The sequence below is a fragment of the Azospirillum argentinense genome, from assembly GCF_000632475.1.
In the GTDB taxonomy this organism is placed as follows: domain Bacteria; phylum Pseudomonadota; class Alphaproteobacteria; order Azospirillales; family Azospirillaceae; genus Azospirillum; species Azospirillum baldaniorum.
This window is the reverse complement of sequence record NZ_CP007794.1, coordinates 1,007,027-1,022,289: the sequence shown is the minus strand read 5'-3', so window position 1 is coordinate 1,022,289 and position 15,263 is coordinate 1,007,027. Positions and strand designations below refer to the sequence as shown.

General features: G+C 70.0%; 19 protein-coding genes. 8 read left to right on the top strand and 11 right to left on the bottom strand.

Annotated elements, in window-relative coordinates; translation table 11 throughout:
- Positions 1-262: 262 nt before the first annotated feature.
- Positions 263-1,516 (top strand): molybdopterin molybdotransferase MoeA, encoded by a 1,254-nt coding sequence (locus tag ABAZ39_RS18830; protein ID WP_040134357.1) that lies wholly within the window; start codon positions 263-265, stop codon positions 1,514-1,516.
- Positions 1,517-1,697: 181 nt separating this feature from the next.
- Positions 1,698-2,066, top strand: coding sequence for a hypothetical protein (locus ABAZ39_RS18825; RefSeq protein ID WP_051658251.1), 369 nt, complete (start codon positions 1,698-1,700; stop codon positions 2,064-2,066).
- A 138-nt stretch (positions 2,067-2,204) separates the two neighbouring features.
- Here ABAZ39_RS18825 and ABAZ39_RS18820 read toward each other — a convergent pair whose 3' ends face one another.
- From ABAZ39_RS18820 to ABAZ39_RS18810, 3 genes are read right to left on the bottom strand one after another with little or no spacing between them, the layout of a single operon-like run.
- Positions 2,205-2,531: a DUF1244 domain-containing protein gene (locus tag ABAZ39_RS18820; protein WP_040134355.1), complete on the bottom strand. Its 327-nt coding sequence runs from the start codon at positions 2,529-2,531 to the stop codon at positions 2,205-2,207.
- A gap of 11 nt (positions 2,532-2,542) precedes the next feature.
- Positions 2,543-3,781 carry a DUF2478 domain-containing protein gene (locus ABAZ39_RS18815; protein ID WP_040134354.1) on the bottom strand — a complete coding sequence of 413 codons (1,239 nt, stop codon included), beginning with the start codon at positions 3,779-3,781 and terminating at the stop codon, positions 2,543-2,545.
- Positions 3,782-3,813: 32 nt separating this feature from the next.
- A complete protein-coding gene (locus ABAZ39_RS18810) occupies positions 3,814-4,050 on the bottom strand; it encodes a sulfurtransferase TusA family protein (RefSeq protein WP_040134353.1) in 237 nt (78 codons plus the stop codon).
- A gap of 189 nt (positions 4,051-4,239) precedes the next feature.
- Between ABAZ39_RS18810 and ABAZ39_RS18805 the strand changes: the two genes are divergently transcribed.
- Complete coding sequence (locus ABAZ39_RS18805) at positions 4,240-5,280, top strand: SDR family oxidoreductase (protein WP_040134352.1); 1,041 nt, start codon at positions 4,240-4,242, stop codon at positions 5,278-5,280.
- Here the strand turns inward: ABAZ39_RS18805 and ABAZ39_RS18800 are convergent.
- Positions 5,270-6,019, bottom strand: a complete 750-nt coding sequence (locus ABAZ39_RS18800) for a sulfite exporter TauE/SafE family protein (protein ID WP_040134351.1) — start codon at positions 6,017-6,019, stop codon at positions 5,270-5,272. The genes ABAZ39_RS18805 and ABAZ39_RS18800 overlap by 11 nt on opposite strands.
- A gap of 159 nt (positions 6,020-6,178) precedes the next feature.
- Between ABAZ39_RS18800 and ABAZ39_RS18795 the strand changes: the two genes are divergently transcribed.
- Positions 6,179-6,583 carry a four-helix bundle copper-binding protein gene (locus tag ABAZ39_RS18795; protein WP_040134350.1) on the top strand — a complete coding sequence of 135 codons (405 nt, stop codon included), beginning with the start codon at positions 6,179-6,181 and terminating at the stop codon, positions 6,581-6,583.
- A 10-nt stretch (positions 6,584-6,593) separates the two neighbouring features.
- Here ABAZ39_RS18795 and ABAZ39_RS33155 read toward each other — a convergent pair whose 3' ends face one another.
- The gene (locus tag ABAZ39_RS33155) at positions 6,594-7,469 is read right to left on the bottom strand and encodes a hypothetical protein (RefSeq protein WP_051658250.1); all 876 of its coding nucleotides are present in this window, start codon (positions 7,467-7,469) and stop codon (positions 6,594-6,596) included.
- Between the two features lie 158 nt (positions 7,470-7,627).
- On the opposite strand from ABAZ39_RS33155, the gene dcd reads away from it, so the two are divergent.
- Positions 7,628-8,212 (top strand): dCTP deaminase, encoded by a 585-nt coding sequence (gene dcd / locus ABAZ39_RS18785; RefSeq protein WP_040134349.1) that lies wholly within the window; start codon positions 7,628-7,630, stop codon positions 8,210-8,212.
- A gap of 95 nt (positions 8,213-8,307) precedes the next feature.
- Here the strand turns inward: dcd and ABAZ39_RS18780 are convergent, their stop codons facing one another.
- Genes ABAZ39_RS18780 through gloB form a run of 3 tightly spaced genes read right to left on the bottom strand, consistent with a single transcriptional unit; the run spans position 8,308 to position 10,184 of the window.
- A complete protein-coding gene (locus tag ABAZ39_RS18780) occupies positions 8,308-8,754 on the bottom strand; it encodes a cupin domain-containing protein (protein WP_247874948.1) in 447 nt (148 codons plus the stop codon).
- Positions 8,755-8,762: 8 nt separating this feature from the next.
- Positions 8,763-9,368, bottom strand: coding sequence for a glutathione S-transferase N-terminal domain-containing protein (locus tag ABAZ39_RS18775; protein WP_040134348.1), 606 nt, complete (start codon positions 9,366-9,368; stop codon positions 8,763-8,765).
- A 54-nt stretch (positions 9,369-9,422) separates the two neighbouring features.
- Complete coding sequence (gloB, locus tag ABAZ39_RS18770; RefSeq protein ID WP_040135545.1) at positions 9,423-10,184, bottom strand: hydroxyacylglutathione hydrolase; 762 nt, start codon at positions 10,182-10,184, stop codon at positions 9,423-9,425.
- A gap of 61 nt (positions 10,185-10,245) precedes the next feature.
- On the opposite strand from gloB, the gene ABAZ39_RS18765 reads away from it, so the two are divergent.
- A complete protein-coding gene (locus ABAZ39_RS18765) occupies positions 10,246-11,022 on the top strand; it encodes a class I SAM-dependent methyltransferase (protein WP_040134347.1) in 777 nt (258 codons plus the stop codon).
- Between the two features lie 61 nt (positions 11,023-11,083).
- Complete coding sequence (locus tag ABAZ39_RS18760; protein WP_040134346.1) at positions 11,084-11,647, top strand: RBBP9/YdeN family alpha/beta hydrolase; 564 nt, start codon at positions 11,084-11,086, stop codon at positions 11,645-11,647.
- 4 nt (positions 11,648-11,651) lie between these two features.
- Here ABAZ39_RS18760 and ABAZ39_RS18755 read toward each other — a convergent pair whose 3' ends face one another.
- The 3 genes from ABAZ39_RS18755 to metX form a co-directional block, all read right to left on the bottom strand.
- Positions 11,652-12,251, bottom strand: coding sequence for a PRC-barrel domain-containing protein (locus tag ABAZ39_RS18755; protein WP_040134345.1), 600 nt, complete (start codon positions 12,249-12,251; stop codon positions 11,652-11,654).
- Between the two features lie 98 nt (positions 12,252-12,349).
- Entirely contained in the window at positions 12,350-13,000 is a 651-nt protein-coding gene (gene metW / locus ABAZ39_RS18750; RefSeq protein WP_051658249.1) for a methionine biosynthesis protein MetW, read from the bottom strand.
- Positions 12,997-14,196, bottom strand: coding sequence for a homoserine O-acetyltransferase MetX (gene metX, locus ABAZ39_RS18745; protein ID WP_040134344.1), 1,200 nt, complete (start codon positions 14,194-14,196; stop codon positions 12,997-12,999). Before metX ends, metW begins: the two co-directional genes overlap by 4 nt.
- A 145-nt stretch (positions 14,197-14,341) precedes the next feature.
- On the opposite strand from metX, the gene ABAZ39_RS18740 reads away from it, so the two are divergent.
- A complete protein-coding gene (locus ABAZ39_RS18740) occupies positions 14,342-15,256 on the top strand; it encodes a chorismate mutase (protein ID WP_040134343.1) in 915 nt (304 codons plus the stop codon).
- The last annotated feature ends 7 nt before the right edge of the window (positions 15,257-15,263 follow it).

Genomic DNA, 15,263 nt, shown 5'->3' with positions numbered 1-15,263 from the left:
TTGGGGGAGCCTATTTGGATCGATCCAAATGCGCAAGACGGAAAACGCAGCGCTGCGAAAATTAATACGTGCAGCCAACAATCATCCCGCGCATTCGCCGCGGTGATGTTAAACCGCAATGGTGCGTCCACGAACGGACGCTTGCGCGGCGCCGCGTCTTGACGATGATCAAGGTCGAACGCGGCCGCCCACCGGACTATCCGGGGTGATACGACGCGATGCCGCCCCCCTTGCGGGTGGCCCAATGGAGAAGGATTGTCGCATGGACTGCTTCGCCGCTCCCGCCCCCTCCGCCCCCCTGCCGCTGGACGAGGCGCTGGCCCGTGTGCAGCGTGCCTACGGCGCGGTGACGGAGCCGGAGGAGGTGCCGCTGCGCGCCGCGCTCGGCCGCATCCTGGCGGAACCGGTGACGGCGACGGTCAACGTGCCGCCGGTCGCCGTCTCGGCGATGGACGGCTGGGGATACGGCAAGGCGGACGCCGTGGGGGCGGACGGCGAGGTTCTGCGGCTGGCCGTGGTCGGGCGCGTGCCCGCCGGGTCCGTCTTTCCCGGAACGGTCGGACCGGGCGAGGTGGTGCGCATCTTCACCGGCGCGCCGATCCCGGCGGGGGTGGACACCGTCGCCATGCAGGAGGACTGCCGGGCCGAGGACGGCGCGGTGCTGGTGCCCGCCGGCCTGAAGCGCGGCGCCAACATCCGCGACGCCGGGGAGGACATGACGGCCGGGTCGGTTGTGCTGACTCCCGGCCTGCGGCTGCGCGCCCAGGAGATCGGTCTGGCCGCCGCGGTCGGGCGGTCGAGCCTGTCGGTGCGCAAGCGTCTGCGCGTCGTCCTGTTCTCCACCGGCGACGAGCTGCGCGAGCCGGGGACGGAGAAGCCGGAGGGCGCGATCTACGACGCCAACCGCTACACGCTGGCCGCCCAGCTCGACGCGCTCGGGGCGGATGTGCGCGACCTCGGCATCCTGCCGGACAAGCCGGACGTGACCCGCGCCGCCCTGGCCGACGCCGCGGCGACCGCCGACCTCGTCGTCACCTCCGGCGGCGCGTCGGTGGGTGAAGAGGACCATGTCAAAAGGGTGGTCGGCGAGCTGGGTTCGGTCGATCTGTGGAAGCTCGCGCTGAAGCCGGGCAAGCCGCTGGCGCTCGGGCGCATCGGGACCACGCCGTTCCTCGGCCTGCCGGGCAACCCGGTGTCGGCCATGGTGACCTTCATGCTGGTGGGCCGCCCGCTGGTGCTGCGCCTGTCGGGGGCGGAGAGCGCGCCGGCCCCCCGCTGCCTCGTCGTCGCCGGTTTCGAGTTCAGGAAGAAGCCGGGCCGCCGCGAGTTCCTGCGCGCCCGTCTGGCGACGGGACCCGATGGCCGCCCGATCGCCCACAAGTTCCCCAGCGACAGCTCCGGCGTCCTGACCTCGATGGTCGAGGCCGACGGGCTGGTCGACATGCCGGCGGACGCCACGACGATCCGCGACGGGGACATGGTGGAGTTCCTGCCCTTCACCGGCCTGTTCGCCTGAGTTTCCAGGCTGTCGCGTCGCACAACCCCGCCTCGCATGACGGCGGCCGCTTTCGTCAAAAACCCGAAGCCCTGCGCCGGAACTTTCGGATTAAAACGCTACCCGTTCCTGTTCATCGAGTGGCTGGAGAAACAGCCGTGAAACGGGAGATGCCGGCATGCGATCTGTTGTGGTTTCGGTTATGGGCAGCCTGCTGGTTTGGGCCGTCGTTCCGGCGGCGGCCGAGACCATTGAGAAGAACCTGTTCGGCGACGGGTACATCGTGCGCGACGACGCGGGCCGGAAGGTCCAGACAATTGAGAAGAACACGTTCGGCAACGGCTACACGGTGCGCGACGACGCGGGCCGGAAGGTCCAGAGCATCGAGAAGAACACGTTCGGCAACGGCTACACGGTGCGCGACGACGCGGGCCGGAAGGTCCAGACCATCGAGAAGAACACGTTCGGCGACGGATTCACCGTGCGCGACGACGCGGGCCGGAAGGTCCAGAGCATCGAGAAGAAAACGTTCGGCGAGGGATACACGGTGCGGGACAACCGCAACCGTTAGCGCCATTCGCCGAACTCACGCCGGCCCCGCAACCGGCGCCGGAACGCCATTCCCCGGAGGCGCGCGGCCCATCGGATCGGGCCTGCGCTCCCGGGGAGTGACGGTGTGCGGTGCGGCACCGCGTTGCGCCGGCGGCGCTTACGTCTTCGGCATGTGGCCGCTGATCTCGGCGTGCAGGGGCTTGGTGTCCTCGAAAGCCTTCTGCTGCTCGGCGGTGGCTTCCTTCTGGTGCTTCGCCTTCCATTCCGAATAGGGCATGCCGTAGACGGCGATGCGGGCCTCCTCGTCGGTCAGCGGCACGTTCCGCTCCCGGGCGGCGGCGGCGTACCATTTGGACAGGCAGTTGCGGCAGAAGCCGGCGAGATTCATCAGGTCGATGTTCTGCACGTCGGTGCGCTTCTGGAGATGCGCGACCAGACCGCGGAACGCGGCGGCTTCCAGCTCGGTGCGGGTCTTCTCGTCCATTCCAATCCCTCTCAATTCTGTTCGTTGTGCAGCGTGACGAAGCGGCCATGGCGGTGGAAGCTCTGGGACGAGCCCCCGGCCAGGATCGCCTCGGCCACGGCGTCGCGGTCCTCCACCACGAAGCCGGCCAGCGCGGCGACGCCGTAGCGGAACAGCCGCGGGGTCAGCGGCGTCCCCGGCCCGACCAGCGCGACGCGGGTTCCCTCGGCCACCGACAGCAGGCGGGGCAGGGTGCGGTTGGTCAGGGTGGAGGCGGTGATCGCCGCCCCCTCCGCCCCCGGCAGCAGCCATTCCCCGGCGGCTTCCGGATACTCCCCGTCGCTGGGGTTCATTTCGACCACATGGGCGTTGGGCAGGCGACGGGCAATCTGCGGGAAGGCCCCGAAGACGACGACGCGCCCCTCCATGCCAGTGAACAGGTCGAGACCGTTGGCCGCGGAGCCGGTCAGGTCGGGCCGGTTGTAATGGGCGTTCAGCGCGGCCATGCCGACCGCGGTTTCCTGCGGGTCCCAGGAGCGGGCGGCGTGGGCGGCCAGTTCGGCGAGGCCGACGCCGGCCCAGCGCGCCGGGTCGGGCGGCGGCGCCGACTGCGGGCGGGCGGCCAAGCCGATGCCGGGTCCCCCGGCACCGTCCGTCTCGACCATGATCCATTTGGCGCCGATGGTGATGGCGTGGACCTCGGCGTCCTCCACGCCGTGCAGCAGGTCGTCGTAGAGCCGGTGCGTTCCCCACCAGCGCCACAGCGCGTCCTCGTGCGGCGAGATCAGGGAGGTGAAGCCGCCGGTGAAGCTCTGCCATTCGTTGAGGAAGCGGCTGCCGACGCTGGTCAGCACCGGAATGCCCTCGGCGATGCCGGCCAGCAGCTCGTCCGCCAGCCCCTCGCCATGCGCCTCCAGCCCGGCGAACTTGTTGACCACCAGCAGGTCGGCGCGCTCCGCGATGGCGCGGCGCAGCGCCTGGCTGGCCTCGGCCACCCCCTGGGGATCGACGCGGCAGGACTGCGATTCGCGGCCGAGATGCTGGGAGATGTCGTAAGCTTGGCCGGTGGCGACGTCCACCAGCTCCATCAGGTCGGCGCAGTCGCCGGGCGCGCCGGTGTTGCGCTGGATCACGCCGCCGACACGGAAGCCGCGCCGCCTCAGCTCCATCACGAAGCGGTCGATCATCGCGTCGACGGCGATGGAGCCGGGGCCATGGACCACCGCACCAGGACGCAGCGGGGGCGGGACCGCGGGGCGCAGGGTCGGCATGGGGCGGACTCCTTCAGGAATGGAGAGGAACGTCAGGCGGCAGCGGCGCCGCGGCGGATGTGGTACACGAACACCTCCCCGCGCGTCTCGTGCGCCAGCAGCACGTTGTCGGTCGTGTTGCAGAAATGCTTGAAGTCGATGATCGACGCCGGGTCGGTGGCATAGACGATCACCTCCTCCCCCTCGGCCATTTTGTCCAGCAGGGCGCGCGTCCGCAGGATGGGCAGCGGGCAGTGCAGACCCTTCACGTCGAGTTCCTTGGCCGCCACGGACGTAACCTCTTCTTCTGCATCGTCACCGGACGCCGCGACTGTAGCGGGTTCCCGCCGCCGTCTCCACCGTTCCCATAGATTTGGCGTTCCGGACAGTTTGGCGGTCCGGAGGCCCAGGGCACCTTTGCCGGGCTGGGATGTTAGCCAGGGAAACGGATTCGAACGAACAATGCGGGAGCAACGCTTATGGCCGGTCGGCATTTCGACAAGGTGGTGGTCATCACCGGGGCGTCCAGCGGGATCGGCCGGGCGACCGCCCTGGAATTCGCACGCCACGGCGCCGCGGTGGTCCTGGCGGCGCGGCGCCACGCCGCCCTGCACGAGGTCGCGGAGGACTGCATCGAGGCCGGGGGGCGGGCGATGGTCGTGCCCACCGACGTGCGCGACCAGGAGCAAATGAACCGGCTGGCCGAGCGCGCCATCGAGGTGTTCGGCGGGATCGACGTCTGGGTGAACAACGCGGGCGTCATCGCCTTCGGGCGCTTCGAGGAGACTCCGCAGGATGTGTTCGAGGAGGTGATGCGCACCAATTTCTTCGGCACCGCCAACGGCTGCCGGGCCGTTCTGCCGCACTTCCTGGAGCGGGGGGAGGGCACCGTCATCAACGTCGCCTCGCTGGCCTCCCTCGTCGGGCAGCGCTACGCCGCCGCCTACGCCGCCAGCAAGTTCGCGGTGCGCGGCTTCTCCGAGACGCTGCGGCAGGAGCTGGTGGAGGATCCCGGCATCCAGGTCTGCACCGTGCTGCCCGGTCCCATCGACACGCCGCTGTGGCAGCATGGGGCGAACTACACCGGCCGCGCCGTCAAGGCGATGAACCCACTGCGCCCGCCGGAGGAGGTGGCCGAGGCCATCCTGCGCCTGGCCGAAAATCCTAGGCCGGAGCTGTTCGTCGGCGCCGCGGGACGCTCCGCCGCCCTGCCGCATGTGGTGGCGCCGGCGCTGGCGGACCGCATGCTGGCCCACCGGATGGACCGCGACATGTTCGACAACCGCCCGGCCCACGACACCTCCGGCGGCGTTCTGGAGGCTATGCCGGACTATCGCGAGGCGAGCGGCGGCTGGATGGAGCGCGCGGCTGCGCAGGCACCCCAAAGCCGGGTGGAAGGACGCCGCGCCTTGTGCTGGACCAACGTCGCCCTGTTTTTGCTGCCCATCGGCCTGATGAGTCGTCTGCCCGCCCATGTCTGGGAGCGGCGGGCGTGGGAGGGGTCGAGGGTCAGGCCGTGAGCATCTTGAGGCCGGACAAAGCGAGGATCGCCGCCAAAAGATAGCGCAGCGCCGCGGTCGGCAGATGGCGGCTGCCCAGCCAGGCGCCGACCGCCCCGCCGACCCCGGCGGCGGCCAGCCACCAGGGCAGGGCCGCCGGCAGGGTCGTCGCGGTCGTCCAGGTGCCGGCCAGCGCCGCCGCCGAGTTCAGCAGGTTGTAGGCGGCCGAGACGGCGGCGGCGCGTCGCGTCGCGACCCAGCCCATGAGCAGGATCAGCGGCGCGAGGAAGATGCCGCCGCCGGTGCCGGTCATCCCGGACAGGAAGCCCACGGCGGCCCCGGCGGCGAGCGCCGGCAGGAAGGGCGGGGTGGTTGCGTCCGCCCGTTCGGGCGTTCCGCGGGTCGCCCAGGTGGAACGCGCCAGTTCCAGCGCCGCCAGCAGGAGGATCGCCCCGACCAGCGGGTAGTAGAGACGGGGCGGCAGGTGCATCGTGCCGCCGAGGAACGAGAAGGGCATCCCCAGCACGCCGAACGGGTAGAAGGCCCGCCACGTGAACAGCCCGGCGCGGGCGAAGCGCACGGTGCCGATGGCCGCCACCAGGAGGTTGAGGGCGAGCGCCGTCGGCTTCATCGTCGCCGGGTCGAGCCCGACGATGCCCATGACGGCGAGGTAGCCGGAGGCTCCGGCCTGTCCGACCGCGGCGTACAGCGTGGCGACGGCCAGGATCAGCGCCGTCAGACCGACCGTCTCGTTGAACACCCGCGTTTCCCTTCAAGCCGTGCCGGTCGCTTGTAAACCGGCGCGCGCGGGCGGGGCCAGGGAAAGGGCGGAGATTTTCCGAACCATGGCGGCGTGGCGCTGTTGGCGGAAGGAGGCGCCGACGCCCATACCCCCACCTCTGTCCCTCGGAGTTTGCCCATGCACGCCCGCGCGATGATCAGCACGCACCCCCAGGTCCGCGGCAACACCAACGACGCGCTCATCCGCTGCATCGAGGCCTGCTACGATTGTGCCCAGACCTGCACCACCTGCGCCGACGCCTGCCTGGGCGAGGATCAGGTGGCCGAGCTGGTCCAGTGCATCCGCCTGAACATGGATTGCGCCGACGTCTGCACGGCGACCGGCTCCGTCGCCACCCGGCGCAGCGGCTCCAACGAGGCGGTGATCCGCGCCATGCTCGACGCCTGCGCCACCGCCTGCCGCCTGTGCGCCGAGGAGTGCGAGCGCCACGCCGGCATGCACCAGCATTGCCGCATCTGCGCCGAAGCCTGCCGGACCTGCGAGGACGCCTGCCGCAAGGCCCGGCAGACCCTGAGCCACTGACGGCGGCGGTTTATCCGCCGTTGCCGAGGATCACCCGGTCCAGGTAATCGGCGAGCAGAGGGCCATCGCCCAGTCCGAGCAGCAGCTTGGACGAGACGTTGCCGTTCTCCGTCCGCAGGCCCGGAACCGCTGCGTGGCGCGTGAGGAAGTCGTCCAGCCCGGCGTTCCAGGCGGGATCGGCGTTGCGGCAGAAGATCTTCGACAGCGAGAAATGCGGCACCTTGCGGAAGGGACTGGCGAGGCGCTTCCCCTGGAAGACGGCCGGCGGGTTGCCGAGCGCGCGATAGCGGGTTTCCAGCGTCTTGCGGAAACTCTGGAAGGTCGTTCCGCCGCTCTCCATGCCGATGGTGACGACCGGAACGCCGAGCAGGGCCACCGAGTCGGCGATCAGGCGGGCGTTCTCCTCCTGGTCGCGCCGGATGGCTTCGGCGAGCGCCGGATCGCCGCGCATCGCCTCGGTCAGTCCCACCGTGCGCGGCGTGTGGAAGGAGCTTTTGTTCAGCACCATCACCTTGCTGCGGAAGGACGCGGCGCCGAAGATGCCGTCGAAGAAGCTGTGCGCCATGGCCCCGGCGCGCCCCTGGACACAGAGATAGACGGACTGCTCGAACTCTCGCCGCCCCGGATTGTCGCCGACCAGGATGAGTTCCGGCAGCGGTCCACCGTCGGCGCTGTAAGCGGTCAGATCGCCGTTCACGACGAACAGCGGCGATACGGAGTCTCGAAGAGCGCGGACCCGTTCGCCATGCTCGGCGACGCGGGTCCGAAACAGCGAAACCGCATCGGGCCGGGCGTCCACGGGCGGGACATCGCCCAGTATGACGGACAGGTGGCGCAATTCGGCATCATTGTCGGTTGCCGACGCGTCGATCGAGGATACCGCCATTCCCACACCCCTTTTGCAAAGCGGCCCCATCGAAGGGACTGGTGCCATCTAAGGGACTGGTGATTGTGTTGTCGAGAGGCGTCGATCCGGCTATAGAGTGCGCCAGGGACGCGACCGGAGCCGCGCCGATTGCGGGTTCGCCAGGAGGTTCGGAAGGAATGAAGCTGTCAGACGTCGATATTCGCCGATACCTCGCCGAAGGACGCATCGAGATCGACCCGTTGCCGGCGGAGAGCCAGATCGGCGCCATGTCGGTCGACCTCCAGCTCGGGAGCGCCTTCCAGGTCTTCCCGCCGGGCAAGGCGGCCTTCGTCGACCTCGCCCCGCCGGAGGGCCATCCCAGCCAGGTTCCCGACAAGCTGATGGACCGCGTCGAGGTTCCCGTCGGCGAACCGTTCTTCCTGCATCCGGGGGAGCTGGTGCTCGGCATCACCGTGCAGCGCATCGGCCTGCCCAACGACATCGCCGGCCGCCTGGACGGCCGCAGCAGCCTCGCCCGCCTCGGGCTGATGGTGCACGCCACCGCGCACACCATCGATCCGGGCTGGAACGGCCGCATCACGCTGGAATTCTTCAACTGCGGACGGCTGCCGCTGGCGCTGCGCCCGGGCATGCGGATCTGCGCCCTCAGCTTCGAAACGCTGATGTCGCCGACCTCCAAGCCCTACGCCGCGCGCCCTGACGCCAAGTACCGCGACCAGCTCGACCCGCTGCCGAGCCGGATCAACCTGGAACAGCCCTGACGGCTGATTTCCGATGGTCGATAAGGAAAAGGCGCCCCGTTTCCGGGGCGCCTTTTTTCTGTGCCGGTGTGTGGCTGGTCATCCGCCCGGATGTCTCATCCGGGTTCCCACCCGTCCGGCGCCATCTCGAAACCGGCGAATTCGAAGGCGGGGGACACGGTGCAGCCCACCAGAACCCAGCCCGCCAGCGGCCGTGCCGCCTGCCACGCGTGCGCCGGAACGACCCCCTGCGGGCGCTGGCCGCCCGCAAGATCCATCCCCAGCACCGCCCGCTCCACCGACCGTCCATCGGTGGAGATGGCCAGCTCCAGCGGTCCGCCGGCGTGCCAGTGCCACATCTCGACCGCGTCCACCCGGTGCCAATGGGAACGCTCGCCCGCCTGAAGCAGGTAGTGGATGCCGGTCTTGACCCCACGCCCGCCGCCCGGCGGGGCGTCCCGGTAGGTCTCCACATAGAAGCCGCCTTCCGGATGGGGCTGCATGCCCAGCGTCGCGATGATGCGCTCGGGCGTCAGGGCCTCCATGGCGTCGTCCTTTCCCATCCCTGCCCTCACGCCGGCGGCGGCGCGGTGCGGCGGAAACTGTCGAGGTCGGAGGCGGAGGCGAACCACGCCGCCAGTTCCGGACGGCCCACCCGCCAGTCCTCGTGCCCGAAGCGGAAGTCGAGGTAGGCGAGCGCCACCAGGATGGACAGCGTGCCGATGGTCAGCGTGCCGTCGAGGGCCGGCGCCTCCGCCTCCAGCACGTCGAGCGCGCGGGCAACGGCGCGGCGCTGGCGGTCCGACCAGGAGTCGGAGCGCTCGCCGTCCGGACGCTGAAGCTCCAGGCGGCGCAGGATGGCGGCGTCGCAGATGCCGTCGGCCAGCGCCTGCTGGCGCAGTGCCGTCCAGCGCGCCGGGCCGGCGGCCGGGAACAGGCGCGGGCCGTCGTGCAGCGAGTCCAGATACTCGGCGATCACCGGGCTGTCGTAGAGCGCCGAGCCGTCGTCCAGGATCAGGGCCGGCACCTTGCCCAGCGGGTTGTCCGCCGGCAGGTCGGTGTCCGGCGCCCAGGCGTTGGTCACCTGCTTCTCGACCGCCGACTCCAGCCCGCATTCGATGAGGACCATCGCGACCTTGCGGACGTAGGGCGAGGTCGGGCTCCAGCGCAGCTTCATCAAAATCTCTCCTCCCGGTCTGTGGGCGTCAGCGTAGCGCGAGGACGCGCCGTCTTAAAAGCGGTCCTTGCGGCCGCGGATCTCGGCGAAGACCGCCACCGGGTCGGCCCCGGCCATGCCGAGGGCGGACTGGACCTCCGGCACATCGGCGCGCAGGAAGGGGTTGGTGGCCTTCTCGACGCCCAGGATGGAGGGGATGGTCGGCTCCCCGCGCTCGCGTTGCGCGGCTATGTCCGCCGCGCGGGCCTTCAGGGCGGCGTTGTCCGGCTCAACCGTCACGGCGAAGCGGGCGTTGGACAGGGTGTATTCATGGCCGCAATAGACGCGCGTGTCGTCCGGCAGGCCGCGCAGCTTGACCAGCGAGGCCCACATCTGGGCGGGCGTGCCCTCGAACAGCCGCCCGCAGCCGAGCGCGAACAGCGTGTCGCCGCTGAACAGCACTTTGGCCTCCGGAAACCAGAAGGCGATGTGACCGGAGGTGTGGCCGGGGACAAAAAACACGTGTGCGGTGAGCGATCCGAACGAAATGGTCTCGCCTTCGCCCAGACACGTCTCCATATCGGGAATGCGGGCGACGTCGGCGCGCGGGCCGATCACGTCGGCGCCATAGCGCGCCTTCAGCGCGTGGTTGCCGCCGATGTGGTCGTTGTGATGGTGGGTGTTGAAGATGTGCGTCAGCGTCCAGTTGCGCCGCTCCAGTTCCGCCAGCACAGGCTGCGCGTCGCCGGGATCGACGACACCCACGGCGCCGCTGGCCGGGTCGCGCAGGAGGTAGATGTAGTTGTCGGCGAACGCCGGAATCAGGTGGATGTCCATGGCCTTGGGCCCCTCCCGCATGAATGGACGTTTGATCGAAACGTGATAGCCTGGGATGACCATGTACACCGATATCGTCGATCTTCGTGAATTCTACGAGTCCGGGCTTGGTCAGGCGGCGCGGCGGATGATCCGCCGGCGCATCCGCACCATCTGGCCCGACCTGCGCGGGCAGATCGTGCTGGGGGTCGGCTACACGACGCCGTACCTGCAACCCTTCCGCGACGAGGCGGAGCGGGTGTTCTCCATCATGCCGGCGACCCAGGGCGTGACCTTCTGGCCGCCGGGCGGGCCGGGGCTGGTCGCGCTGGGCGACGAGGCGGACCTGCCGCTCGCCGACATGTCGGTGGACCGCGTGCTGCTCGTCCACGGGCTGGAGGGGACGGAGCAGCTCCGCCCGATGATGAGGGAGATTTGGCGCGTGCTGGCCGGCGGCGGGCGCGTGCTGGTGGTGGTGCCGAACCGCCGCGGCCTGTGGGCGCGGGCCGACTGGACGCCCTTCGGCCATGGCTTTCCCTATTCGGCCTCTCAACTGAAGCAGGTGCTTCGCGACACCATGTTCGTGCCGGAGCGCACCGGCCACGCCCTGTTCCTGCCGCCTCTGCGCTCCCGCTTCCTGATGAAGACCGCCCCGGCCTGGGAGGAGGTCGGCGGACGCTGGTTCAAGGCCTTCGCCGGGGTCACGATGATCGAGGCGTCCAAGCAGATCTTCGCCGGGGTGTCGCGCAAGACCCAGCAGCCGGCCAAGCGCCGTTTGATCGTTCCGCTTCCCGGCGGGGCGGCTCCGGCCCGCCGCCCGGCGGGGTCCGGCGCGTGGCGGGTGTCGGAGGAACCGTAAGCCTTGCTCCGGGGGCGTTGCGGTTTGTAACTTTCCTGGTCACCGCAGCGGATCGGACCCCATGACGAAGGCGAGCGTTCTCATCGTCCCCGGACTCGGCAATTCCGGCCCGGACCACTGGCAGAGCTGGTTGCAGCAGCGCCACCCGTCCTTCACGCGGGTCGAGCAGGCCGACTGGGACGCGCCGGCCCTGGAGGACTGGGTGTGGTCGCTGGAACAGGCCGTGGCCGCCGCGGCCGCCCCGGTGGTGCTGGTCGCCCACAGCCTGGGCTGCATGACGGTGGCCCATTGGGCCGTGCGGGGCGGCTCGTCGGTCGGCAACGTCGCCGCCGCCCTGCTGGTCGCTCCGCCCGACGTCGAATCGGCGGAGCACACGCCGCCGGAGGTCCACGGCTTCGCCCCGGTGCCCACCGATCCGCTGCCCTTCCGCGCGCTGGTGCTGGCCAGCCGCAACGACCCTTACGCCGCGATCGAGCGTTCCTGTGCCTTCGCGGTGGGGTGGGGTGCCGACTTCATCGATGCGGGCGATCTCGGCCACATCAACACCGCCGCCGGCTACGGTCCCTGGCCGGACGGCGAGCGGCTTGTTCTCGATCTGCTGCGCGCGGTGGACAGCGGCGTTTGAGCCGTCACTGCGGCTGGCCGCTCACCGTCTTCACGCCCTCGCCGTAGGTGAATTCCGGCGCCCGCGCGAGTTCGGCCGCCGGCAGGTCCAAAGTCGGCGGCGTGGAGCCGTCGCTGCTGGCGGCCGCACCCGCGATGTCGGTGCGCAGCATGCTGACCGGCAGGGACCGCAGCTTCCCGTCCGCCCCGCTGCCCTCGGCAGGGGCCAGCACGATCCGTTCGATCGCGGCGGCGCTGCCGTCCAGCGTGAAATCCTTGATGGAGCCGCCGGGCTGGCCGTCGCGGGTCCGCACCTCCTTGCCGATCAGGGTCCGCGCCTCCTCCGGGGTCAGCAGATGGGGGATCGCGGCGACGGAGGGGGCCGCGCGCTGCATCTCGTCGGAGGGCGCGTCTCCGCCGAGTCCCTCCGGCGAGGCGGCGGGCGGGGTGGCCGGGGTGTCGTCCGGGCGCGGTGCCGTCATCAGCGGGGGCCGCGCGGCGTCCGGTGACGCCTGCGGGGCCTGGACCTGCGATGTTTGGGCCTCCGATGTTTGCGCTGATGCGGCGCCGGACAGCAGCAGGGCCGCGGCCGATGCGGCCAGGATGGAGGAGGGGACGAGGCGCATGGTGCGTGGCTCCCGCTGGTCTGTTGTTGAACGGACTTTGCCTATCAACAGCGCCAGCGGGGCAGGGGTTGCATCGCCGGGAACCGGCGGCCCTCCGGTCAGTCCCGGCGCAGCAGGAAGACGCCCTGCTCGCCCAGCAGGTTGGCGAGCCCGGAATGGGCGTGGCCGGTGACCCGGCCGGCACGGTCCACGATCATGCAGCGTTCGATGCGGATGCCCATCTCCTCCGCCAGGACGACGAAGTCCTTGATCGTGCAGAAATGGATGTTGGGCGTTTCCCACCACTGGTAGCCCAGCTTCTCCGTCACCGGCATGCGCCCGGTCAGCAGGAGCTGCACGCGGATGCGCCAGTAGCCGAAGTTGGGCACCGACACGATGGCCCGCCGCCCGATGCGGGTCATCGTCTCCAGCACCGTCCGCGGCTCCCGCATCGCCTGGAGGGTCTGGCTGAGGATCACGTAATCGAAGGCGCCCGGCGGGTAGTCCTTCAGGTCGGTCTCGGCGTCGCCCTGGATGACCGACAGGCCCTGGGCCACGCACTGGTGCACGCCGTCCATCGACAGCTCGATCCCGCGCGCGTCCACCCCCTTCTGGCGGGACAGGAAGGCGAGCAGGGCGCCATCGCCGCAGCCGACGTCGAGCACGCGGCTGCCCGGCTCCACCATCTCCGCGATCAGCTTCAGGTCGGTGCGGATGCCGTTGCCGGAAGCGGTGCGGGCGGCGGATTGATTCTCGTCGAGGGGGCTCATGGCCGGGACGCCCGAGTCAGACCCCGGTGTTCGGCGCAGCCGTCCAGGAAGCCGCGGATCACCTGATGGAATTCCGGCTCGTCGAGCAGGAAGGAGTCGTGGCCCTTGTCGGTGCGGATCTCCACGAAGCTGACGTTGGCCGCCACCGCGTTCAGCGCGTGCACGATGGCCCGCGATTCGGAGGTCGGGAACAGCCAGTCGCTGGAGAAGCTGGCGAGGCAGAAGCGCACCGGCGTGCCCTTGCCGTCCTTGCGGAAGGCGTTGGACAGGGTGCCGCCCCCGTAATCCGCGGCGAGGTCGAAATAGTCCATCGCCCGCGTGATGTAGAGGTAGGAGTTGGCGTCGAACCGCTCCACGAAGGTGATGCCCTGGTGGCGCAGATAGCTTTCCACCTGGAAATCGGCGTCGAAGCCGTAGGTGACGGTCTGGCGGTTCTGCAGGTTGCGCCCGAACTTGCGGTGCAGCGCCGGTTCCGACAGGTAGGTGATGTGCGCGGCCATGCGCGCCACCGCCAGCCCGCGGTGGGGGCGGGTGCCCTCCAGAAGGTAGTTGCCGCCGGCCCAGTCCGGGTCCGCCATGATCGCCTGCCGGCCGACCTCGTGGAAGGCGATGTTCTGCGCCGAGTGGCGGGCCGCCGTGGCGATCGGCACCGCGGCGAACACCGACTCCGGATAGGCGACGGCCCATTGCAGAACCTGCATGCCGCCCATGGAGCCGCCGATCACGCAGAACAACTGGTCGATCCCGAGATGCTCCACCAGCAGCTTCTGCGCGCGGACCATGTCGCCGATGGTGATGACGGGGAAACCGAGGCCATAGGGCTTGCCGGTCGCCGGGTCGGTCTCCTTCGGGCCGGTGGAGCCCATGCAGCCGCCGATGACGTTGGAGCAGATGACGAAGTAGCGGGCGGTGTCGACCGGCTTGCCCGGACCGACCAGCATCTCCCACCAGCCGGGCTTGCCGGTCACCGGATGCTGGTCGAGCACGTAATGGTCGCCGGTCAGGGCGTGGCAGATCAGGATGGCGTTCGACCGGTCCGCGTTCAGCGTGCCGTAGGTCTGGTAGGCGACCTCGAAGGGACCCAGCTCCGCACCGCTGTCCAGCCGCATGGGCCGGTCCACCCCGAGCGTGACCCGGTGGCCGGGCATCGTCGCGGGCTCGGCAGGCACGGCGGCGGCGGGGTTCGGCGCGGACATGACGGGTCGGTGGCCTCCGGAAAACGGGACGGTATAGCTACGGATCGTCGGTTGGGAGTGTCAACGTTTTCTTTGATTTCGCGTCGCTTGCGGACTACTACTATCCGGCTTTGGATTCGCCCTGGATTTGACGGTTTCCCGCCCCATGCCTCCGCCCAAGTCCCCGCTCGACGATCTGCGCCGCGAGATCGATCACATCGACGATACGATCCACGACCTGCTGATGCGCCGCGCCGCGGTGGTGGAGCGCGTCGGCGTCGTCAAAGGCCAGATCGAGGCCGCGGAAGGTCAGGTCAGCGGGAATCCCCAGACCCCGATCTATCTGCGCCCGGCGCGCGAGGCGGTCATCCTGCGCCGCCTGATGGCGCGCCACGCCGGCTCCTTCCCGGCGATGGCCGTTACCCGCATGTGGCGGGAGATGATCACCGCCTTCACCCGGCTCCAGGGCCCCTTCGCCGTCGCGGTCTACGCGCCGGAGGACCGTCGTGGATTTTGGGACGTGGCCCGCGACCATTTCGGCAGCGTCGTCCCGATGACCGCCGTCAACTCCCCCGCCGCGGCCATCCGCGCGGTGTCGGAGGGCACGGCCACCGTCGGCGTCGTTCCCTACCCGGCGGAGGACGACGCGGACCCCTGGTGGCGCTTCCTGGTGTCGTCCGACGCGCGCACGCCGCGGGTGGTGGCGCGGCTGCCCTTCGCCGGGCGCGGCAACGCCCGCGGCGAGGACCGCGACGCGCTGGCCATCGCGCTGGTCCCGCACGAGCCGACCGGTGACGACCGCACCCTCCTGGGGATCGAGCTGGGGCATGACCTCAGCCGCGGCCGGCTCAAGGACCATCTGGAGACGAGTGGCCTCGCCCCGACCTATTTCTGCACCTGGCACGCCCGCGACCCGTCCGGCCCGTCGATCCATCTGGTCGAGGTCGCCGACTTCGTCGACCACACCGACCCGCGCCTGGCTGCCTTCGCCGGCCGGCTGGGCGAGATCCCGGTGCGGATCAACATCGTGGGCGGCTACGCCGTCCCGCTTCATTTCTCCCACGACGCCCGCAAGGTCTGAGACCTGA